We start from the raw sequence: 20,074 nt of genomic DNA on the forward strand, positions 1-20,074 counted from the left end.
AGTTCATAGGAAGAAGAGCACTTCCTACGACCTGCTCGCCTTATGCTTGTCGGGAGTCTGCTTTTCACTTAGTAGGTGAAGACATATATAAAGCTTGCCAATACGGCCAGCTTTTTTAAAAGTGTATTAAGCAGAAAAGCATCGTCCTCCGCTTTTCTATCTGTCCAGCTCCGGACTGACTCCCTCGAGTCATAAGCCAATCAGTTCATAGGAAGAAGAGCACTTCCTACGACCTGCTCGCCTTATGCTTGTCGGGAGTCTGCTTTTCACTTAGTAGGTGAAGACATATATAAAGCTAGCCAATACGGCCAGCTTTTTTAAAAGTGTATTAAGCAGAAAAGCACCGTTCTCCGCTTTTCTATCTGTCCAGCTCCAGCGCCTAGACCCTCGAGTCATAAGCCAATCGGTCCATGGAAAGAAAAAACGCTTTCCACAGCCCGCTCGTCTTATGTTTTTCGGGTCTGAGCAAGGCGCTTCCGCTTTTCTTTAAAACATTGGGTTCTCTTCTAAGTATGAATATATATTTTGAACAAGTTCATCCGGGCTTTCCCCTGTAACAACCTCGCCGTTTACCAGGGCAAAGAAACTAGCAGCGCATTTGCCGCAGTACCCAAGGCAGCCGTATTCAACAATATCAAGGTCCGGATCTCTCTCTAATTTCTCTAAAGCTTCCTGGGATCCGCTCGCCAGATTACTTATGCAAAATTCTATGATCGGTTGCATACTTTCACCTCACTATTAACGCCATTATCCTACCTTTTTCTTGTAAAATAGTCAATCTCCCCGCTTATGACGAATTTAGTTTTCTTTCCAAAAAACGGGGTAGTCTACGTATATAAGTGTTTGCCTATTGTCCTTAGTATGTTCACCATAATATCTTACGCATCTCTTAGTATTGCCAATTATTTAAAAATACGTAATTATATAATTCTATTGTGATTTACCATTAATTTCGCTATACTTTTAATGGTATTTAAATATAACATTATGAACTTTTCATTTAAAAAATCTATTAAAATCGCTGCATCCGGTTTCAATATGACATATTGTTTACCTGATGTGATCAGTAACCTTTGTATACTTATTAGAAGCTATTTTATACGCAAAAGGGGTTAATGAACATGAAAAATCTAGTAATACTTGGCGGAGGATACGGTGGAATGAGAATCATGCAAAGACTGCTTCCTAACCACCTTCCTGAAGATACTGCCATCACTTTAATAGACCGTTCGCCTTATCACTGTTTAAAAACGGAATATTATGCACTAGCAGCCGGCACTGTCTCAGATCAGGACATACGGGTATCTTTTCCCGAGCACGAGCGTTTGAACGTTCTTTATGGAGAGGTTCTAGAGATTAATCTAGAGGAAAAAATGGTTTTCTTAAAGGACAATGAGCCGGTGAGATATGATGATCTTGTCATTGGTCTCGGCTGCGAAGATAAGTTCCACAACGTACCTGGAGCGGATGTGTATACCTTGAGCATCCAGACCATTGAAAAATCACGTACCACATATCAAGCACTTAACAATCTGGCTCCGGGTTCCAGGGTAGGAATTGTAGGGGCAGGCTTAAGCGGGGTTGAACTTGCCAGCGAGCTTAATGAAAGCCGTCCTGATTTAAAAGTGGTTCTTTTTGACCGTGGCGAACATATTCTATCCGCTTTTTCAGAGCGTTTAAGTAAGTACGTCCAGAAATGGTTTACTAAGCATAACGTGGAGATCGTAAACAAGGCAAATATTACAAAAGTAGAAGAAAAAATGCTCTTTAATCATGATGAACCGTTGCCTTTCGACGCCATTGTCTGGACTGCAGGAATTCAGCCAAACAAAATTGTTAGAGATTTGCCTGTAGAAAAGGACAAGCAGGGACGAGTGGTGCTTACACCACAGCATTTTATACCTGGTCATGAGGATGTATTTGTGGTAGGTGACTGCGCAAGCCTTCCTCTGGCACCGAGCGCACAGCTCGCTGAGGAACAGGCCGAGCAGATTGCAGAAATTCTCAGAAAGAAATGGGCCGGGAAACCTCTGCCTGAATCCATGCCTTCTATTAAATTAAAAGGCACAATGGGATCGCTCGGCAGTAAGCACGGATTTGGGCTTGTAAACGATACACCAATCACAGGCCGCGTAGCACGATTAATTAAGTCAGGGATTCTATGGATGTATAAGCATCATAATGGATAATATATCATTTAAAAAAAGCAGTGCGCGGCTTTAGCGTTCTGCTTTTCTATTTTTATTCCAGACTCTTCTTGTACCCGTATTTTTCCATTTCTTCCACAATCGTTTTCAATCGCGGATTTCCCTCGCCAACTATTTCGTTTTCAATCAAAACAACTGGATAAAACATATCTTCTTCCACCACTCTTCTTGCAAATTCCCGTTTTGTCTCTTCTTCTGGAGGATTTTCGATATCAATGTAACTTACACGAAATGCCTGATTCGGAAATTTTCTAGCTATTGCTGCTTCCAGCCATTCATACGTTTCTTTTGACGACGGAAGGTTTACACAGCTGGGACATAATACTTCAGCGCCGTACACTTGAATTTCGACTTCTTTTTTCATCTGTTACTCCCCCTCTTTATTTAAACCCAGATCCGATGCGTATGCTCTTATACTTTCTAAATTACTTATACGCTCAGGCCCTATAACAATTTTATATAACCGTGATTACATATGTTGATTATAATATACTAGGATTTTGGATCACTATAATCCGGCATATCCGGATGTCATTTTTAATTTATCGTTTTCACAATTAATTCAGCCGTCTTTTAAATAAATAATTGCGCCATTACTTTAAATAAATTCGACCTGTAAACCGACGTATTTATACCTGATCGGCAAGACCCTTGGATAACCCTGCTTTTATTTTAACTGAAACTAATTCTATATATAAAGCAAATTCATTTTATCGTATGCTTTTCATGTATTTTCGAATAGCTTTTTAAGTGCATTGTGATTATAATAGGTATAGGAAAGGAGTGGATAGGTATGTCTGAACAAGAAATGACAGAACAGGTTCAAGAGGTCCTTGATAAACTTCGTCCGTTTCTTCTTCGTGACGGCGGAGATTGTGAGCTTGTAGATGTAGAGGATGGCATTGTAAAATTACGTTTACTTGGTGCATGTGGAAGCTGTCCAAGTTCAACCATTACTCTTAAAGCAGGTATCGAGCGCGCACTGCTAGAAGAAGTTCCTGGTGTAGTGGAAGTTGAACAAGTATTCTAATTCAGTTAAATGTTTTCCATATAGTAAAGCGATTCCCAAGGGAACCGCTTTTTTTATTGCTTGTATTCTGGAAGGCTGCTGCCTGAACCTAATGCTTCTACCACACTGCCTGTATTGTCAATTTCTAGCACCGCTACCGTGTATTGAGGGAATTCCTGAGCAAGAGAAAGGGCAGCGCTTGAGGCCTTATCCTTTTCAGATAAACAGATAACGGTAGGTCCAGCGCCGCTCAGGGCAGTTCCAAATGCTCCTGCATCTCGCGCAGCCTGTTCAATCCGGTCCATATGCGGCACGAGCTTCCTTCTAAAAGGCTGATGAAACAAATCCTTTTTCATCATTTGTCCGGCTAACTCATAGTTTCTTGAAAGAAAAGCAGCCAGAAATGTATTGGATATTGCACTTGCTTTGACTGCACGGGCGAAAGACAGCTCCTCAGGCAGCACATTTCTGGAATCCTCAGTAGGAAGCTCATATTCAGGTATAACAGCAATCACCCGAATATAATCCAAATGAAAGCTGACAAGATCCGTACCTTCATCTTCATGCATACCTACTACCATTCCGCCGCATACAGAAGCGCCTGCATTATCGGGATGGCCTTCATATTTCGAGGAAATTCTGACTTTATCCTCTCTGGTTAGGTTCAGCCTGCCGACAGCATCCGCCAGTTCGATCCCTGCAACAATGGCTGAAGCACTGCTTCCAAGTCCTCGCGTTAATGGGATCTCACTTGAAATGAAAAGTCTGCATGGGTCCAGTTTCTTCCCAAATTCTGAGGCAACTTCATTAGCAATCCTGCAAATGAAATGAGATTCATCTGTTGGAAAAATCTCCAGTTCCTTAGATAAGTGGATGATCTCCCAATAATCTGCAGGATACACATCAACCTGCAGATAAAGGCCTAAAGCAAGGCCGATCGAATCAAATCCCGGCCCTAGATTTGCTGTACTGGCAGGCACTTTTATTCTGAACATTTTTCCATCGTTTTTCACCTGACCACACCCATTATATGTTTAACAATTGCATCTTCTTCACTTGGAAGAAGAACTGGTTTGATATCGCTATAATCAACAGCAGATGAAGGATCCTTTAATCCATTCCCAGTTAGCACTGCGACAACCTTAGAACCGCTTCTTATTTCTTTCGTTTTAAGCTGCTTGAGTATCCCGGCGATTGAAGCACATGAAGCAGGCTCCGCAAATATGCCTTCTTTTCTCGCCAGAAGCTTGTAAGCCGCCAATATTTCATCATCAGACACTTCGTCAATTTTACCATTAGAATGGGCTGCAGCTTCTACGGCTAGATTCCAGCTGGCTGGATTTCCAATGCGGATAGCAGTAGCAACGGTCTCAGGATTTTCAAATATTCTATTATGGACAAGAGCTGCTGCGCCCTCTGCTTCAAACCCTCTCATCTGAGGCAGTCCAGTTCCTTTTAATTCGTGATACTCTTTAAATCCTTTCCAATAGGCTGAAATATTCCCGGCATTGCCTACAGGAATCGCTAAAATATCCGGCGCTGAGCCTAGCACATCACAAATTTCAAAGGCAGCTGTTTTCTGCCCCTCCAGGCGGTAAGGGTTGACTGAGTTCACCAGAGAAACTGGATGTGATTCACTGATACTCCGAACGAGCTGTAGTGCCTGATCAAAATTACCGTCTATAGCAACAATTTCGGCTCCATACATAATCGCCTGTGCTAATTTGCCAAGTGCGATTTTCCCATCAGGAATGACGACGATACATCTAATGCCTGCTCTTGCTGCATATGCTGCCGCAGCTGCCGACGTATTGCCTGTCGACGCGCAGATGATGGCATCACTTCCTGATTCGATGGCTTTTGCAACAGCCATTACCATCCCCCGATCCTTAAAAGAACCGGTAGGATTTAATCCTTCATACTTTACATACAATTCAACTCCAAGATCGTTTGAAAGATTCTCGCAGTAAATAAGGGGCGTATTGCCTTCATGCAGCGATAGATTCGGCGTATTTTCTGTCACCGGAAGGTATTCACGGTATTCTGCTAATAATCCTTTCCAGCTCATATCATCTTATCTCCTTCTACCCGGTATGTACTTTTTACTTCAAGCACCATTTCATAATCTTTTAATTTTTGAAGAATATCCTCAAAACCCTTTAGTGTCGCCTTATGAGTAATGACAACGATTTCTGCAAGCTCACGTTCTTTAATAGGCATCTGAAGAATTTTTTCAAAGCTCACACCATGTTCCGAGAAAATAGAAGTAATATTGGCAAATACACCTACCTCATCCCTTACATGAAGACGGACAAAATATTTGGCCGCTATTTCACTCGGTGACTTTAAAGATTTTTTGTACTGAGGAGAAACCGCACTATTTCCCGTTACACCGAGACGCATGTTTTTCATAACTCCAACCAGGTCAGAAACAACAGCTGTGGCTGTAGGGAGGCTTCCGGCACCAGGGCCATAAAACATCGTCTCACCGACTGCTTCACCGTACACATAAACAGCATTATACTCGTCGTTTACCGCAGCGAGCGGGTGTGTTTCTGTTAATAATGCCGGCTGCACACTCACCTCTACTTTTTCTCCATTTCTTGAGGCAATGCCAATTAATTTCATCGTATAGCCTAACTTTTTCCCATAGCTGATATCTTCCTCCGTGATGCTGGTAATCCCTTCCACCTTCACATCGGATAGATCAATCGGCATCGAGAATCCGAGCGTAGACAGAATAGCCATTTTTCTGGCAGCATCCAATCCCTCTACATCAGCTGCAGGATCAGCCTCTGCGAACCCAAGCTGCTGAGCTTCTTTTAATACTTCTTCATAGGGGCTTCCGAATTTATTCATTTTCGTTAATATAAAGTTGGTTGTTCCATTTACAATTCCCATCATCTTCGTAATTCTGTCTGATGCCAGCCCCTCAACTAAGCTTCTTAAAATAGGAATTCCTCCAGCTACACTGGCCTCATAAAATAAATCGCAGCCGTTGGCAGTAGCCTCTGTTAGTAATTGGCTGCTGTGAAGAGCCATTAAATCCTTATTAGCTGTTACTACATTCTTTTTATTCCTTAGAGCCTTTAAAAGATAATTCTTGGTCTCTTCAATCCCGCCCATCACTTCTATTACAACATCAATTTCAGAGTCTTCTAAAATATCATCAGGGTTAACCGTCAATAATTCTTTATTAATTTGTACATTTCGTTCCTTATGAATATCTTTAACAAGAACTTTTTTTACTTTTACCGGGCAGCCAATCTGATGCATTAATTTATCTTGATGGTTTTCAATGATCGTAACCACACCTGATCCCACTGTTCCTAGCCCTAACAATCCAATTGAAATTACATCCATTTAAGCTTCCCCCTTTTGTTCTTGTGGAAATTACATTTGTTTGTTTATAAAAGACATTATAGTAGTCTTTCAATCTTATTACAATAGTAAGAATCTAACTATACCTTCTGAAAACGCTTTCGTTCAAGAAATAGTTAGAAAATTTGAAATAAAAAATCAGATTCGTTAATTAGGCAGAACCTGACCCGGAGATATATTAGCGTTTACGCCTGTGAGTCTCCCTTGACCCTTTTCGTGCGGGAGTCTCACGTATCCGTTCCAACCAGCATAATGCCCAAATTAACAATGAACTATAACATAGCCAATTAATAAAAAAGGGTGTTACCAAATATATTTGGCATCACCCTTTTATCTTTTATATGTTAACCGGGGTTATTGGCTGCTTCCCATCTAGAACTGCTTCTATATTAGATATACAAAGTTCTATCATTTCCATTCTTGTTTCTGTTGATGAACTCCCAATATGCGGCAGTGCTACGACATTTTTTAACGTTAACAAAGGATGATTAGCGCCAATCGGCTCTTTATCAAAGACATCAAGCCCTGCAGCACTAATCTCACCTGAAACCAGCGCTTCATATAAAGCTTGTTCATCCACGACCGGCCCTCTTGAGGCATTGATGAATACAGCTGTATTTTTCATTTTTCTAAAGCTGTCTTCATTAAATATTCCTTTTGTTTCGGCAGTAAGAGGTGTTAAACAAACTATGTAATCTGCTCTTTCTATTAACTCATTGAAGCTTGCGTATCTGGCACCGATTTTTTCTTCAGCCTCAGGCTTTCTTGTACGGTTATGATAAAGAATGTCCATATCGAACCCAGCTGCTCTTTTCGCTACCGCTTCCCCAATCTTCCCCATGCCTACAATACCGATTGTTTTATGGTGGATATCCTGGCCAGCCATCAAAAGAGGGCTCCAGCTTTTCCAAGCTCCCTCTTTAACAAACTCAGCCGCCTCAACAATTCTACGTGCCGAAGCCATCAACAGGGCAAAGGCAAGATCTGCAGTGGTATCCGTCAATACCTCGGGCGTATTGCATACAGCGATACTCCGTTCACTGGCAGCTTTCAAATCTATATTATCGTAGCCTACAGCTAGATTCGCTACAATCTTCAAGCTCCCGCCTGCCTCGAGCACCTCCCTGTCTATTTTGTCTGATAGCATAGTCAGCAAAGCATCAGCTTTGACAGCTTCTTTCAGCAGAAATTCTCTTGGAACCGTTTCAGTTTCCGAATCCCACATAGAAACCTCGAACCGCTTAGAGAGTGAATCAACCGCACGAGCCGGCAGCTTTCTTGTTATAAAAATATAAGGCTTTTTTTCCATTTCTAACACCTTCCCCTGTTGAATTCCCTTTATGCCTTCATCATACCACAGGGAAAAAGCGGTTATCCATTTAATGCCTAGAGCCAGTCGAGCTTAGGAAGCCTGAGCGTCCTGACTGGAATTTCAGCCGCTTCATAAAAGCTCTGAAGGAACCTTTCGTATAATTGAGTACGGTTTATGATCGCAGCAAGTGATTCCTCCAATTCCTTCTGGCGGGATTCGGGCTGTGCTATAAAATAGTTTTCTATCGTTTCATAATAATGAATGGGAAAAAGAAGCCTTGAGTAAAGCAGCCTTGCCGAAAAGCTTGTGAAGGGTGAGGTATTCTGATAGTCCGAAATAAACTGACGCATACCCGGCTGATAGGTGTGGGGATTTTCTAGATAATGCTCTCTGGCCCATTCTGCAATATCCCGGGTTCCGTGGTCGAAAACCCAGTCAAAGGGATTTCTGACCAGCACCTTGCCGCTCCAGCTGTTCTTTAGAAACCGCTCGTGGCATACCGTCCCATAATCCACAGCACCAGGCTGATCATCGATTTCTGTATCTACAAGGTACTGAATCGCATTTTCGCCGAGTGCCATAAAATAAGGGAAGGATTCAACAAATAGCTTTTCAAACTCACTGCCCGGATGTGATTGAAGCTTTTCTCTCCACACTGCCTCTATACCATCTATCCGCTGCTCCCACATTTCCTTCCATTTACCGATTCTAGAACAAGATTTTACCTGATGTGGATATGACCGGGCTCTCATATGAAACCTGGCCAGCTTCTTTCCAAGCTGATAATCCCGCGGCTCCTCGAGTACCCCATTCACCAATAATAAAAAGACAGTATCGCCAGCCTGAGAGAGATAGGTTTCTTTTTTGGACATAACAAAAGCAGAAACGTATTTGTCCCCCTTCTCTATAAGAAACTGAGACATCTGCTGTCTTTCTTTGAGCTCTTCTTCATTTATTTCTTGAAGAGGAATAATACTGAACAAGTAATTATTAAACCGAAAAGCTGAAAATCCTCCGATGGATTCCTGCCGCTCCATTTGAAAACCGTAATTTTCATATATAGCTTCCTCAAACATGTAAATCCTCCTCATGAAAAAATTTATATGGGGTTATTTGGACATCCTAACTCATATATATGAGTGAGCGGACAGTTTTTTGTTATCTTTTATTAATTGATAAACTTCCTTACGAAAACCTCAGGAAAAGGTGATAATCATGGTCAAGAAAAATGTTGATATGACAGAAAAGACGGCAAGGAAGTGGCTGGAGGAACGAGGAGTTTCTATTAAAGATATAGCCGATTTAGTGATGTATCTGCAAAATAAATATCATACTAACCTGAAGATTGAAGACTGTATTCATAATGTTGAACGGGTACTAAGCAAACGAGAAGTGCAAAATGCCATCTTGACCGGCATACAGCTAGATCTTTTAGCCGAAAGAAAGCTCCTGGAAGAACCGCTTCAATCCATAATTGAAGTAGATGAAGGGTTATACGGCGTCGATGAAATCCTGGCCTTTTCAATTGTCAATGTATACGGATCGATCGGATTCACCAATTACGGCTACATCGACAAACAAAAGCCCCTTATCCTAAAAGAGCTAAATGATAAAAGCTCCGGCAAATGCCATACATTCTTAGATGACATTGTCGGCGCCATAGCCGCTGCTGCCTCCAGCAGACTTGCCCACCGGTCGGCGAATGTAGAATAAAATGCGAAAGAGACCAATGCTTGAAAGCTGCATTAGTCTCTTTTTTGATTGGCTTTATTCCATTTCGGTTGGAGATCGCAATCCTTAGCAGTGATAAATTTCGCACCGAATTGATTTTCGCCAAGAAAATTAATTCGGTGCAGACCTTGGTTTTCGCCGTAGCAGCGATCCTGATCTTCGCCCTGATATGTATATGCAGCGATAGAGATTTTTTTTAGGTAAGCGACTCTTCTTTCACCAGCTTTTGCACTAAAGCAGGGAGCCATTTGTCCAAATCATCGAATACAAACCCTTGTTCAGCAGCTCGTGAATTGTCCATATACCAGGATTCTGTGACTCCGAAGGGTGACATTTGTTCATCCTTTGTGATTTGCTGAATCAAGGCTTCTTTGCCTGTATATTTTTCTATCAAGTTAAAAAGGCTGTTTAGAGAAATCTCGCCATTAGAACATGCATTCACTGGTCCGGCAAGGTCATTTCCGCCGAGCCACGCAAGAAAACGGGCTGCCTCATCAGAATGGATAAAGGAAAGTACCGCTTCCCTGTTAGGAACTCCGATGGCCATTTCATTTAGAATGTTTTTAACATGGAAATGCAGCCGTTTTGTATAGTCATCCTCACCGAGAACAATCGGGAATCTTACAGCACTTACAGGAAAATCAGCTTTCTGGAAAAAAACAGCCTCTGCCAGCCTCTTGCCTTCTCCGTAAGAGATGCTGCTGTCCTGATCCCAGGCTAGAGGGTAGGTGATTGGATCAAAGTCTTCCTCCCTTTTCTTCGCAGACCCATATTCATAGACAGAGAGTGTGGAAGTAAGGATGTACTTTTGAACATGCCCCTTGAAAATCCTGCAGGCTTCTGCTGCATCCTCTGGAGAATAACAAATATTATCATAAACTAGATCCCAGCTTTGCCCTCCAGCAGCACTTTCTAACGATTGCGGCTGAGTTCGATCCACTATGATTCTATTCACCTTTTCTCCGAAAGAATCCTGTACATTACCCCTTGTGGCAATCGTAACATGATGCCCTTCTTCAAGCAGCAAGGATACCAGCTTCTTACCAAAAAACCGGGTCCCTCCTAATATCAGTACATTCTTCATAAAAATCCTCCAATTTTTCTAATATCCTCTCTCCTACTATGTCATCCAGGCAAATTATCTGTCAATTTTATAGATATGCTTGGCTAACGCATAAGTGCGACTAAGCTTCTGTCTACGCTGCACTCGCCAATCAGCAAGTCTTCTTTATCGGGGGTCTGCTTTTCATATAGATCGAAGAAATAAGAAAGCTAAGCAATAAGCCTAGCCTTCTTAAAAGAGTATTATGAAGAAAAGCACCGTTCTTCGCACTTCCTGCTGCAATCAACAGGCAATTTTTACAGAGCTAAACCATAAAGAAATGAATCTAGTCTACAAACTTCCATAAATCTAATGTATTAATGGTATAGGTAGGCTGTTTTTCATAATTTTTTAAATGCTCAGCGGTGGTAACGCCTGTATGGACGAGAAGGGTGTCAATGCCAGAATTTAGTCCAGCCAGGATATCGGTGTCATAATAATCTCCGACCATAATGGTGTCTTCCTTTTTTGTACCAAGCACTTTTAAAGCCTGCTCCACTATAATGGATTCTGGTTTGCCTATGAAAATAGGCTGAACCTGAGTAGAAACCGATACAACCGATGTTAGTGAGCCATTTCCCGGCAGGAATCCCCTTTCAGTGGGCAGGGCAATATCTGCATTAGTAGAGATGAAGGTAGCACCATTTCTAACGGCTAAGCATGCTGTTGCAAGCTTTTCATATGTTATGTTCCGGTCAATTCCCATCACCACGAAATCAGGATTTTCCTCTTTGAAGATAAAGCCTTTTTCCTGAAGAGCGTTTCGAATGCCTTCTTCCCCAATAACATAGACAGAGGCTCCCGGCTGCTTGCCATAGATGTAGTTTGCTGTAGCCATGCTTGTGGTGAACACTTGATGGTCTTTTGCAGGAATGTCAAAATCCCTTAATTTTTGTGCCACTTGCCCTGGGGTTCTTGATGAGTTATTGGTCACAAATAAATATGGTATCCCTTTTTCACGAAGAGCTGCGATAAAGGCGCCAGCCTCTTCAATCACTTCGGTCCCCCGGTAAATGGTTCCATCTAAATCAATTAAATACCCTTTATAATTTCTCAAAGACTGAGTCCTCCTATATATGAATTCCATATGTACAGCTGCTTACTAAAATTAACATAATCACGGCTTAAAGTTCTAATTTCCTGCCCGGAGAAAGTCCGTTTAAAATAAAAAACCCGCTGACCATAGTCTGCAGGCTTGAAATGGATTTTATTCGCTTTTAAAGGCAGAAACAGGACCTAATTCATTTATTAAATAGCTCCTGATGCTTGCGGGATATTTCTGAAAAGCAGGCAGCGCCGTTTTCATCCCAGTCAGCAGTGCCTCTAACGACAGCTCGGCGTAATCTTGAATCAGCATTTTCCGAAGCGGGATCGTCCCTTTAAAAGAAACAGCCATGTCATTTGTCACTACTCTTTCATCCTCGAGGATATCAATAATATCTTCAAAGCTTCCCGGATCTCTCATGATAAAGCCATCGATCATCGCGTTACCGATATCAAGTACAGAGTCTATCATCGTTTGAGATATCCGTTCTGTGGCAAGCGCAGAAACGGATCCTGGCACCATTGCTTCACTTACTGTGAGAGTTTCAAATAAGCTGTTCTGAGTTTCGAGAAAACGAAGTGTTTTTTCAATCTTTTCACGGTCAACAAAGTACATATGAATTATCCTTTCCGGTCGGGTGGTGTAAGAATAGCATGCTGTTTATGGAATCTGTCCGATGTTTCTTGCAGCGCTTACATCAGCATAAAACCTAGGCGTGCTCCAGCCTGGCTGGTCTCGCGTAAAAATAGCCCTGTGCAAGATCTACTTTGTTTCTAGATAAGACCTTTGCTTCTTCCTCTGTTTCAATTCCTTCTGCAACAACCAGCGAACCTGCTTCTTTGGCAATTAACAGCAGTCCCTTCAGCATGGACTCTTTGATGGTGCTGTGGTGAATATTTTCGATTACTGTCCGGTCAATTTTAATTATATCAGGCATAATCTCACTAATGGTGTGAAGGCTGGCATAACCGGCTCCTGTATCATCTACCGCAATTCTGAATCCCATATTTCTGAGGGCTCTGATATTTTGTATCAGGCCTTCAACCTCATCTATATCGTCTCTTTCTGTTATCTCAATTACAATCTGGGCTGCCTTTACATTCTTATATTTATCCAAAATCCACTTCATATCCTTTATAAAACGGATATTTCCAAGGGTAATGGGAGTAAAGTTTATAAAAATATCCTGGCTCGATCCATTCTTAGATACTTGTTCAAACGTTTTTTCCAAAACGACCATTTCTAAATCATACAGCCTACTTGTCTGTCTTGCCACAGAAAACAATGTAAGCGGGCTTTCAAGCAGGGATCCTTGAGGCCCTCTTGTTAGGATTTCATAGGCTTTGATTTGTTTGGTTGCTACATCGATAATCGGCTGTGCAAGCAAGTGGATATTCTTACCTTCGATAATCTTAGTCATTTGATACAGCATCTCATTGAATTCTGAATGAATTTTCCTTTCAGCCATGGCTGCAGCCTGCTGATGAGCCTTATTGATGGATTCTCTAAGAGAAGCGGACTTTTTCTCGACAAACATATAGCCTGTTTCAAATACAGCCCTAACCTGGGAATAATCCTGCTCGAGGCGCTGTTTTACTTTCTGCAGTATCAATGAAGTCGTGCCATCTATTTCTAGGAGGCTCTGCTTCTGGGAATCCATCCTTAGTATAAGAGTGATACCGTCACTATTATAATCGTGCAGCGCTAAAATGTCTTGTAAGGGGACACTTTCTTTAATTACGTCTGCATAAATCAGTTTTAGGCCACACTGAAATTCTTCAAATTGCCTTATACCAATTTGTTCAGATATCTGCCTTAAATTTTTTATATTAAATACGATAACCGCTGCTTCGTTTCCTTGCTGGATGGTACGCTTCGTACTTGACACCAGTGTATCACGCAAAATAAATTGGGGCGGATAAAAACGAATGATGGAATGGGGAAGCAGAATCTTTAGCCATTTCAATAATCTATGTTTTTTTCCGGAATGATTATAAGCCAATGTACCCATCCCTTTCGAATATCCATGAAGTTATATAGTAATTTTATCACAATTTGGGGAATTTTGTTTATTTCTTATGAAAACTGGAAAAATTCTCTTCCTTTTTATACAGGCAGAAGGCTCCTTTGGTAGAATGGATGAGAAGGAACTGGAAAAAAACGAGAGGGGGATAATCATGGATAACCGAATATTTTTATATGATGATGTGATCAATGCAAAAACAAGATTTGTAAGCTTTGCAGGTGAAAATATAAGATTTGATTTGGCTATAATTACAACTGATCGTTTTTACGGAAAGCAAGTGGTTCTTGATCTGCAAAGCAATCGATTTGCAATCATTGGTCAGGATGACTTAGCAGAGGAAGGGTATGTGGAGTACGCTTTTCAGCTGTCCAAAGAAGATGCCGCAGACCTTCGTTCATTTTTGGAGGAAATCGTATAATATACAGGACCATTTAGGCAAAGCTAAGATGAAAAACTCTTAGCTGGAGGTCTCTATAATGAATGAAGACTATCACGATTTTGCCAACGTTGAAAAAAGCAGAACCTATTTAACTGCGGAAGAATTCCCTGAAGGTTCTTACGGCGCGCCCTTCAAGGCTAACAGACCTGTGGAAAACAAAAGTACATCATGGAGAGAAGGCCAGCGATTTTTCACCTCTTCCAATTATGAAAATAAAACCCTTCACGAAGGCATTCCAAGACAAATTGGTCCCGCCCATTTGACGAATGACGATCCCACTAATAATGAACAGCCGCCCTATACCAATACCGGAAACAGTTAATCAAGAAACCTTGTCAAGATTTGACAAGGTTTCTTTACGTTCACTTTTTTATTTTCTTTACCACAAAATAAGGACAGCCGAAGTTACAGTACTCGTACAGATATTCAGTAAGTGTACTGATTTTTGTATCAAAAGCCGCTTTCTGATTTTGGTCATCGAAAAAACCTTTAAGCCTTAACTGGCCATATCCCCAGTCTCCCAAGATGTAATCGTATTTATTTAAAATTTCACTGTACCGAGCACGAAACGCCTCTTCATTAAAGCCGCTGCTTCTTTCTTCAATCAATTCATAAGTTATATTATTAATTTCGATCATTTACTTCACCTCAATATTCCTAACAATTGCTGTTACCAAAATTATAACGTATTCGCCACCAATTTCTAAATGAAATTTATAAAAAAGTGGTCACTCTAATCTTTATAGGAGGTGTTTTTGGGTGCTCAAATCCATTTTAACACTATATATTGGTATACTGATGACTTTAACTGCCTGCGCAGGAGCAGGGGATCAGGATAATAGGAACGATAATGTTTTTAAAAATAGATCTAATCCCTCGAAAGTATCCAACCTGAATCAGAATTATAATGTAGATAACCATAATAATGACAAAAGCAGCAGGGATTTTGGATTTGTCCGTCTAAACAGAACGATTATCGATGGTGAAACGGTCGGCTCGCATGACAGAGTGACCCTAGACCGGGAACAGCTGGCAGATATTATTACCCGTCTGTCCGTTCAAATTCCTGGCATAGATGAGGCCGCTACGCTGGTGACTGACGAGGAAGCTCTTATAGCCTATAAGACAAGCAAGGACGATCGAAATGAAGCAGCCGACCAGGTAAAGCGTACCGCAATCTCTGTTTTGCCCAGATATTTTCATGTTTATGTAACAGACAATCCCGGCTTAATGCAAAATGTAGAAAATTACGCAAACCTTGATACACATACAAAAGATGTGAACAATATGCTCCAAAATACGATCAGTCAGATGAAGAAGTCTCCTCAAGGAAGAAAAGTAAGCGAGAATGAAAATGCAAATGGCGAGCAGCAGGGCGAATGATACGATTGTCGATATTGAGTGATGGAGTGCCGCGAACTGCCGGCACTTTTATCTTTTTTCCATTTTTTGAATACATGAAAAACAAAAAGGAAAGCAAACTAACAGCATGTTATGAGTAAAGGAGTTTGGACCTGTGCGTTATCGGTATTTTTTTATAACAGTAGCTCTTTTTATAAGTTTAATCTGCAGCACCGCAAACCGGGTCGAGGCCTCAACCATGACTCCTGAAGAATATAAAATAAAGCTTAGGATGAGCCTGTATGAATATGTTGAGACTGCTACCACTATCCCATGGTATTTTATTGCAGCTATAGACCAATACGAACACAGCATCAGGAATGCCCGGCGAGATCTGCCTGATTCAACCGGACCGGTAGGTATACATATCGATCCAAAGATTTGGTCAGGCATGCTGAATCCTAATTCTGAAGATGATAACCCGGCTTCTATTCAATTTTGGGGCGGGCTGGGGACAGACGGCAATTCAGATGGAAAAGCAAGTATTCGGACAAATGAGGATATGCTTTTAACTGTTTCCAATTATCTGCTTAAGTATGGAAATGATGAAGCAAACTTTAGAATCGGCCTCTGGAACTACTATAAAAGGGATAAAGCGGTAGGGATTATCATGGGCAATGCCCGGCTCTTCCAAAAATATGGAACAATCGATCTAAATAAGAAGGTGTTTCCCGTTCCTGTACGGACTCATTATACGTATAGAGGAACATGGGGTGTAGCCCGCGGGTGGGGCGGAAGGAGATCTCATGAAGGAACGGATGTATTTGCAGATTACGGCCTTCCGGTTCGTTCTACCTGTTATGGCGTTATTGAAATGAAAGGCTGGAATAAGTATGGCGGCTGGAGAGTTGGAATTAGAGACATAAATAACACGTATCATTATTTTGCCCATTTAAGCGGCTTTGCCAAGGGACTTCAAACAGGACAGACTGTGGAACCCGGTACCCTTATTGGAGGTGTGGGCAGCACTGGTTACGGCCCTCCTGGCACTTCCGGTAAATTCCCTCCCCACCTTCATTATGGACTATACAAGGACAATGGCTTAACTGAATGGTCCTTTGATCCTTATCCGCTGCTCCGAGTTTGGGAACGCAATGATTTACGGGCTAGAAAATCAAGATAAGGAGACTCCTGTTAAGGAGTCTCTCAGGCTGTCGACAAAGTCGACAGCTATTTTTTTATAAAATTTAACCCTCAATATATAGTGCTTAACTTTAAGAAACACCACCATATATGCAAGAATAAACTGACAAACCTCATTTTTTGCGACAAAGTTTGTTTGAAATTGATTTTGTCTACACTCTGGGAGACTCCTGTTAAGGAGTCTCTACTTTTTGATTAGAGCAAAAAAAGGCAGTGTCACAGCCAGTGATTAGAATATCAAGGTCCCGGCTAAGATCAACCTCATAAGGGTGATCAAGCTGGCGGCTATTCTGTTCAAAAACCTCTACAACAGGACGGTCGCTTAAGCCATTATTCTGCCGGCACACAATTCCTTTGCTTCCATCACTCAGCTCGACAGTTAAGCTGTTAGGGTATATTGCAACCGCACTTCTAAACGCTTCGACAATGGTTCTGTCAAATTGTGTTCCTGATCCTGCATATAAAACCTCAAGCCCTTCATGCGGCAGCATGGCCCCTCTATATATCCGGTTTGATGTTACGGCATCGAACACATCAGCTACAGCTAAAATTTTGCCAAAATAATGGATTTGATCTCCTAATAGCCCTCTTGGATATCCAGAGCCATCAAGCCGCTCGTGATGCTGATAGGCACAATGAGCTACTACAAGGGGAACCGTATGTATTCCTCTTAATAGATTAAAGCCGCATTCTGAATGCTTTTTAATCTCTACAAATTCCTCCTCAGTAAGTCTTCCTGGTTTTAACAATATATTTTTTGGAACTGAAACTTTACCAACATCATGGAGCAAGGCGCCGAGGGCGAGAATTTCCAGCTGCCTTGGAGCGAGCTTAAGTTTAATGCCTACAGCAATGCTATATAAAGTAACATTCAGCGAGTGAGTAAAAATGTAATGATCATAGGTATATACATCTGAAAGCAGATGAAGAAGCTTTTTATTGCCGCTTATCTCATGAATGAGCTGCTTAATCAGCTCTTTAAAATCCCAGGAGGCTTTTTCTAAAATCAGCGAGGAATCGTTTTCCTCAGCTTTCTGAATTTCTTGGAAGGTAGTCTTGATCTCGTCAATAGCTTTCCGTCTCAGTGTATTTGGAATAGAACTCAGAGGCTTAATATGCTCTGTCTTTTGATCAAAGATATAGATAAAGGGAATATTCAGCTCTTTAAGACGGCTGATATGCCTTTCTGTTATTTCCACTCCTTCACGGAGCAAAACTTTATCTCTGTCATTATATATACTTTGTCCTACCTTAAGTCCAGGTTTCAATGCTTCAGTGGACATTAATCTCATACGTTTACTCCAATACTTTTCGACATATCTTAGTACAATTTTCCACATTCTTTTCTACTATTTATTATCGTATTAATTTGAGAATTATCAAGTGCCATTTCCTAATTGTCGATAAAAATCCTTATAGATGTTAGGTTTTATTACATGATAAGAAAATATTCCATATTTTTGTGAAAATTCCCCTTGAATTAATTCTTTTTTGTCTTTATGATAATAAATATAACTTTATTATGTTATAAAACATAACATAACTTAAAATACCAAATAAAGGGGCAATGTAAATGTTGAATGATTCTGTATTTATGTTCTTTTGTACTCTTCTTGTATGGCTTATGACTCCAGGAATTGCTTTATTTTACGGCGGAATGGTCCGCAGTAAAAATGTCTTAAGTACAGCCATGCACAGCTATATCCCAATGGCAATTGTTTCGATCCTATGGGTAATAATCGGGTATTCTTTATGTTTCTCAACGGGCGGTAATGCCTGGATCGGAAATCTGGATTGGGCGGGTTTAAAAGGAGTTACCTTCGAGCCAAATCCTGATTACAGTGAAACTATTCCGCATAACCTTTTTATGATGTTTCAATTAACGTTTGCTGTACTAACTTCAGCTCTGATTTCAGGAGCAGTCGCTGAAAGAATGAAATTCTCCGCTTTTGTTGTATTTACGATTCTGTGGTCCCTGCTTGCATATGCACCTGTCGCTCACTGGGTATGGGGTGTAGGAGGCTGGCTTCGGGAATTAGGAGCCCTCGATTTCGCAGGTGGTAATGTTGTTCATATTTCCTCAGGTGTCACCGGCCTCGTGCTGGCTATTTATCTAGGCAAGAGAAAAGAATCGGAAACAAGCACGCCGCATAATCTTCCTTTAACTGTTTTAGGCGGCTCATTAATATGGTTTGGCTGGTACGGGTTCAACGTAGGCAGCTCTTTAACATTAAATGAAATAGCTATGACTGTATTCATTAATACAGCTGTTGCAGCAGCTGCAGGCATAATAGGCTGGATCTTAATTGAATGGAAAATCAATAAAAAACCCACTATGCTGGGCTCGATCTCCGGTGCTATCGCGGGACTTGTTGCCATTACACCAGCCTGCGGTTTCGTAACTCCCGCTTCTTCTATTATCATTGGCTTCATCGGCGGAGCTGTTTGTTTCTGGGGGGTTTTCTCACTTAAGAAAAGGCTTGGCTATGACGATGCCCTCGATGCTTTTGGACTTCACGGAATCGGCGGTACCTGGGGCGGGATAGCCACAGGATTATTTGCGACTACATCCGTAAATGAAGCAGGTGCAGACGGATTATTCTACGGAAACATTTCTCTCTTATTTAAACAGCTGGCAGGCATAGGTGCTACGTATGTTTTTATCGCCCTCGTTACTTTTATCATCATTAAAGCCATTCATTCCGTCATGCCAGTCCGAGTGAATGAAGAAGAAGAGTATATCGGTCTTGACCTTACCCTGCATGGCGAAAAAGCGTACCATGAATCAAATTTATAGAAAGGAGCTGAACCATTTATGTCTGAAAAAATGACGAAGATAGAAATCATTACACGCCCTTCCAAATTCGAAGCATTAAAGCAGGAGCTTGCAAAAATTGAAGTAAGCGGCATTACCGTTACAAATGCACTTGGCTGCGGCCTGCAAAAAGGATTTACAGAAAACTACCGCGGTGTCAGACGAGAAATAAATATGATAGAACGTATAAAAGTGGAGATCGTGGTATGCAAAGTCCCTGTTCAATCCGTAATTGATACAGCACGCAAAGTCTGCAACACAGGACAACCAGGTGACGGTAAAATCTTTATATACGAAATTGCCAAAGCCATAAAAATAAGAACCGGTGATCAAGGCTGCGCGGCCCTGCAAAATGACTAGAAAAGAGTAAAGCGGTGCCTTTCCTGAGATCAACTTATAAAAAGGCAGAATGTGTCTGAAACTTATGTAAATAGTTTAACTCGGGCGGAAGGCAGAGACCCGA

General features: G+C 41.3%; 22 protein-coding genes. 9 read left to right on the forward strand and 13 right to left on the reverse strand.

The window, feature by feature from the left end; translation table 11 throughout:
* Positions 1–486: 486 nt before the first annotated feature.
* Positions 487–723 (reverse strand): YuzB family protein, encoded by a 237-nt coding sequence (locus JOC77_RS20035; protein WP_204547937.1) that lies wholly within the window; start codon positions 721–723, stop codon positions 487–489.
* A gap of 398 nt (positions 724–1,121) precedes the next feature.
* Here JOC77_RS20035 and JOC77_RS20040 point away from each other — a divergent pair, with 398 nt between their 5' ends.
* Positions 1,122–2,189, forward strand: a complete 1,068-nt coding sequence (locus JOC77_RS20040) for an NAD(P)/FAD-dependent oxidoreductase (protein WP_204547940.1) — start codon at positions 1,122–1,124, stop codon at positions 2,187–2,189.
* Positions 2,190–2,241: 52 nt separating this feature from the next.
* On the opposite strand, the gene JOC77_RS20045 is transcribed toward JOC77_RS20040, so the two are convergent.
* Positions 2,242–2,571, reverse strand: a complete 330-nt coding sequence (locus JOC77_RS20045; RefSeq protein ID WP_204547943.1) for a YuzD family protein — start codon at positions 2,569–2,571, stop codon at positions 2,242–2,244.
* Positions 2,572–3,000: 429 nt separating this feature from the next.
* Between JOC77_RS20045 and JOC77_RS20050 the strand changes: the two genes are divergently transcribed.
* A complete protein-coding gene (locus tag JOC77_RS20050) occupies positions 3,001–3,237 on the forward strand; it encodes a NifU family protein (RefSeq protein ID WP_101641201.1) in 237 nt (78 codons plus the stop codon).
* Positions 3,238–3,290: 53 nt separating this feature from the next.
* Here the strand turns inward: JOC77_RS20050 and thrB are convergent, their stop codons facing one another.
* The 5 genes from thrB to yutH all read right to left on the reverse strand — a co-directional run bounded on the left by thrB (position 3,291) and on the right by yutH (position 8,985).
* Positions 3,291–4,211, reverse strand: a complete 921-nt coding sequence (gene thrB / locus JOC77_RS20055; protein WP_204547991.1) for a homoserine kinase — start codon at positions 4,209–4,211, stop codon at positions 3,291–3,293.
* Between the two features lie 14 nt (positions 4,212–4,225).
* Positions 4,226–5,284: a threonine synthase gene (gene thrC, locus JOC77_RS20060; RefSeq protein ID WP_204547945.1), complete on the reverse strand. Its 1,059-nt coding sequence runs from the start codon at positions 5,282–5,284 to the stop codon at positions 4,226–4,228.
* Positions 5,281–6,579, reverse strand: coding sequence for a homoserine dehydrogenase (locus JOC77_RS20065; protein ID WP_204547947.1), 1,299 nt, complete (start codon positions 6,577–6,579; stop codon positions 5,281–5,283). The genes thrC and JOC77_RS20065 overlap by 4 nt, the downstream gene beginning before the upstream one ends.
* Before the next feature lie 355 nt (positions 6,580–6,934).
* Entirely contained in the window at positions 6,935–7,906 is a 972-nt protein-coding gene (locus tag JOC77_RS20070; RefSeq protein WP_204547949.1) for a 2-hydroxyacid dehydrogenase, read from the reverse strand.
* A gap of 77 nt (positions 7,907–7,983) precedes the next feature.
* Positions 7,984–8,985: a spore coat putative kinase YutH gene (gene yutH / locus JOC77_RS20075; protein WP_204547951.1), complete on the reverse strand. Its 1,002-nt coding sequence runs from the start codon at positions 8,983–8,985 to the stop codon at positions 7,984–7,986.
* Positions 8,986–9,124: 139 nt separating this feature from the next.
* Here yutH and JOC77_RS20080 point away from each other — a divergent pair, with 139 nt between their 5' ends.
* On the forward strand, positions 9,125–9,622 hold the full coding sequence (locus JOC77_RS20080; RefSeq protein WP_204547953.1) for a phosphatidylglycerophosphatase A family protein: 498 nt from the start codon (positions 9,125–9,127) through the stop codon (positions 9,620–9,622).
* A gap of 214 nt (positions 9,623–9,836) precedes the next feature.
* On the opposite strand, the gene JOC77_RS20085 is transcribed toward JOC77_RS20080, so the two are convergent.
* From JOC77_RS20085 to JOC77_RS20100, 4 genes are all read right to left on the reverse strand, one after another.
* Positions 9,837–10,724 carry an NAD-dependent epimerase/dehydratase family protein gene (locus tag JOC77_RS20085; protein ID WP_204547961.1) on the reverse strand — a complete coding sequence of 296 codons (888 nt, stop codon included), beginning with the start codon at positions 10,722–10,724 and terminating at the stop codon, positions 9,837–9,839.
* Positions 10,725–11,028: 304 nt separating this feature from the next.
* A complete protein-coding gene (locus JOC77_RS20090; protein ID WP_204547963.1) occupies positions 11,029–11,799 on the reverse strand; it encodes a TIGR01457 family HAD-type hydrolase in 771 nt (256 codons plus the stop codon).
* Positions 11,800–11,949: 150 nt separating this feature from the next.
* Complete coding sequence (locus JOC77_RS20095; RefSeq protein WP_204547965.1) at positions 11,950–12,402, reverse strand: DUF86 domain-containing protein; 453 nt, start codon at positions 12,400–12,402, stop codon at positions 11,950–11,952.
* A gap of 94 nt (positions 12,403–12,496) precedes the next feature.
* Entirely contained in the window at positions 12,497–13,789 is a 1,293-nt protein-coding gene (locus JOC77_RS20100) for an EAL domain-containing protein (protein ID WP_239558945.1), read from the reverse strand.
* A 175-nt stretch (positions 13,790–13,964) separates the two neighbouring features.
* Here JOC77_RS20100 and JOC77_RS20105 point away from each other — a divergent pair, with 175 nt between their 5' ends.
* Complete coding sequence (locus tag JOC77_RS20105; protein WP_204547970.1) at positions 13,965–14,231, forward strand: DUF3055 domain-containing protein; 267 nt, start codon at positions 13,965–13,967, stop codon at positions 14,229–14,231.
* A gap of 58 nt (positions 14,232–14,289) precedes the next feature.
* The gene (locus JOC77_RS20110; RefSeq protein WP_204547973.1) at positions 14,290–14,574 is read left to right on the forward strand and encodes a cytosolic protein; all 285 of its coding nucleotides are present in this window, start codon (positions 14,290–14,292) and stop codon (positions 14,572–14,574) included.
* A 40-nt stretch (positions 14,575–14,614) separates the two neighbouring features.
* Here JOC77_RS20110 and JOC77_RS20115 read toward each other — a convergent pair whose 3' ends face one another.
* Positions 14,615–14,890 (reverse strand): YutD family protein, encoded by a 276-nt coding sequence (locus tag JOC77_RS20115; protein ID WP_204547976.1) that lies wholly within the window; start codon positions 14,888–14,890, stop codon positions 14,615–14,617.
* Between the two features lie 121 nt (positions 14,891–15,011).
* On the opposite strand from JOC77_RS20115, the gene JOC77_RS20120 reads away from it, so the two are divergent.
* Together JOC77_RS20120 and JOC77_RS20125 are read left to right on the forward strand one after the other, a co-directional pair.
* The gene (locus tag JOC77_RS20120; protein WP_204547979.1) at positions 15,012–15,635 is read left to right on the forward strand and encodes a YhcN/YlaJ family sporulation lipoprotein; all 624 of its coding nucleotides are present in this window, start codon (positions 15,012–15,014) and stop codon (positions 15,633–15,635) included.
* A 133-nt stretch (positions 15,636–15,768) separates the two neighbouring features.
* On the forward strand, positions 15,769–16,776 hold the full coding sequence (locus JOC77_RS20125) for a M23 family metallopeptidase (RefSeq protein ID WP_338047257.1): 1,008 nt from the start codon (positions 15,769–15,771) through the stop codon (positions 16,774–16,776).
* A 193-nt stretch (positions 16,777–16,969) separates the two neighbouring features.
* Here JOC77_RS20125 and JOC77_RS20130 read toward each other — a convergent pair whose 3' ends face one another.
* Complete coding sequence (locus JOC77_RS20130) at positions 16,970–18,088, reverse strand: HD-GYP domain-containing protein (protein WP_204547982.1); 1,119 nt, start codon at positions 18,086–18,088, stop codon at positions 16,970–16,972.
* A 281-nt stretch (positions 18,089–18,369) separates the two neighbouring features.
* On the opposite strand from JOC77_RS20130, the gene JOC77_RS20135 reads away from it, so the two are divergent.
* Positions 18,370–19,593, forward strand: coding sequence for an ammonium transporter (locus tag JOC77_RS20135; protein ID WP_204547985.1), 1,224 nt, complete (start codon positions 18,370–18,372; stop codon positions 19,591–19,593).
* Positions 19,594–19,611: 18 nt separating this feature from the next.
* Positions 19,612–19,971: a P-II family nitrogen regulator gene (locus JOC77_RS20140; RefSeq protein ID WP_204547988.1), complete on the forward strand. Its 360-nt coding sequence runs from the start codon at positions 19,612–19,614 to the stop codon at positions 19,969–19,971.
* Positions 19,972–20,074 lie beyond the last annotated feature (103 nt).

It is taken from the genome of Peribacillus deserti (assembly GCF_016909175.1).
Classification (GTDB): Bacteria; Bacillota; Bacilli; order Bacillales; family DSM-1321; genus Paraperibacillus; species Paraperibacillus deserti.

Bases quoted from the DNA above. Each gene is read 5' to 3' on its own strand.
- thrC (WP_204547945.1), bottom strand. From the start codon at position 5,284: ATGAGCTGGAAAGGATTATTAGCAGAATACCGTGAATACCTTCCGGTG.
- JOC77_RS20140 (WP_204547988.1), top strand. From the start codon at position 19,612: ATGTCTGAAAAAATGACGAAGATAGAAATCATTACACGCCCTTCCAAA.
- JOC77_RS20110 (WP_204547973.1), top strand. From the start codon at position 14,290: ATGAATGAAGACTATCACGATTTTGCCAACGTTGAAAAAAGCAGAACC.
- JOC77_RS20105 (WP_204547970.1), top strand. From the start codon at position 13,965: ATGGATAACCGAATATTTTTATATGATGATGTGATCAATGCAAAAACA.
- JOC77_RS20130 (WP_204547982.1), bottom strand. From the start codon at position 18,088: ATGAGATTAATGTCCACTGAAGCATTGAAACCTGGACTTAAGGTAGGA.
- JOC77_RS20045 (WP_204547943.1), bottom strand. From the start codon at position 2,571: ATGAAAAAAGAAGTCGAAATTCAAGTGTACGGCGCTGAAGTATTATGT.
- JOC77_RS20115 (WP_204547976.1), bottom strand. From the start codon at position 14,890: ATGATCGAAATTAATAATATAACTTATGAATTGATTGAAGAAAGAAGC.
- JOC77_RS20135 (WP_204547985.1), top strand. From the start codon at position 18,370: ATGTTGAATGATTCTGTATTTATGTTCTTTTGTACTCTTCTTGTATGG.
- JOC77_RS20035 (WP_204547937.1), bottom strand. From the start codon at position 723: ATGCAACCGATCATAGAATTTTGCATAAGTAATCTGGCGAGCGGATCC.
- thrB (WP_204547991.1), bottom strand. From the start codon at position 4,211: ATGTTCAGAATAAAAGTGCCTGCCAGTACAGCAAATCTAGGGCCGGGA.
- yutH (WP_204547951.1), bottom strand. From the start codon at position 8,985: ATGTTTGAGGAAGCTATATATGAAAATTACGGTTTTCAAATGGAGCGG.
- JOC77_RS20065 (WP_204547947.1), bottom strand. From the start codon at position 6,579: ATGGATGTAATTTCAATTGGATTGTTAGGGCTAGGAACAGTGGGATCA.
- JOC77_RS20095 (WP_204547965.1), bottom strand. From the start codon at position 12,402: ATGTACTTTGTTGACCGTGAAAAGATTGAAAAAACACTTCGTTTTCTC.
- JOC77_RS20080 (WP_204547953.1), top strand. From the start codon at position 9,125: ATGGTCAAGAAAAATGTTGATATGACAGAAAAGACGGCAAGGAAGTGG.
- JOC77_RS20070 (WP_204547949.1), bottom strand. From the start codon at position 7,906: ATGGAAAAAAAGCCTTATATTTTTATAACAAGAAAGCTGCCGGCTCGT.
- JOC77_RS20085 (WP_204547961.1), bottom strand. From the start codon at position 10,724: ATGAAGAATGTACTGATATTAGGAGGGACCCGGTTTTTTGGTAAGAAG.
- JOC77_RS20050 (WP_101641201.1), top strand. From the start codon at position 3,001: ATGTCTGAACAAGAAATGACAGAACAGGTTCAAGAGGTCCTTGATAAA.
- JOC77_RS20040 (WP_204547940.1), top strand. From the start codon at position 1,122: ATGAAAAATCTAGTAATACTTGGCGGAGGATACGGTGGAATGAGAATC.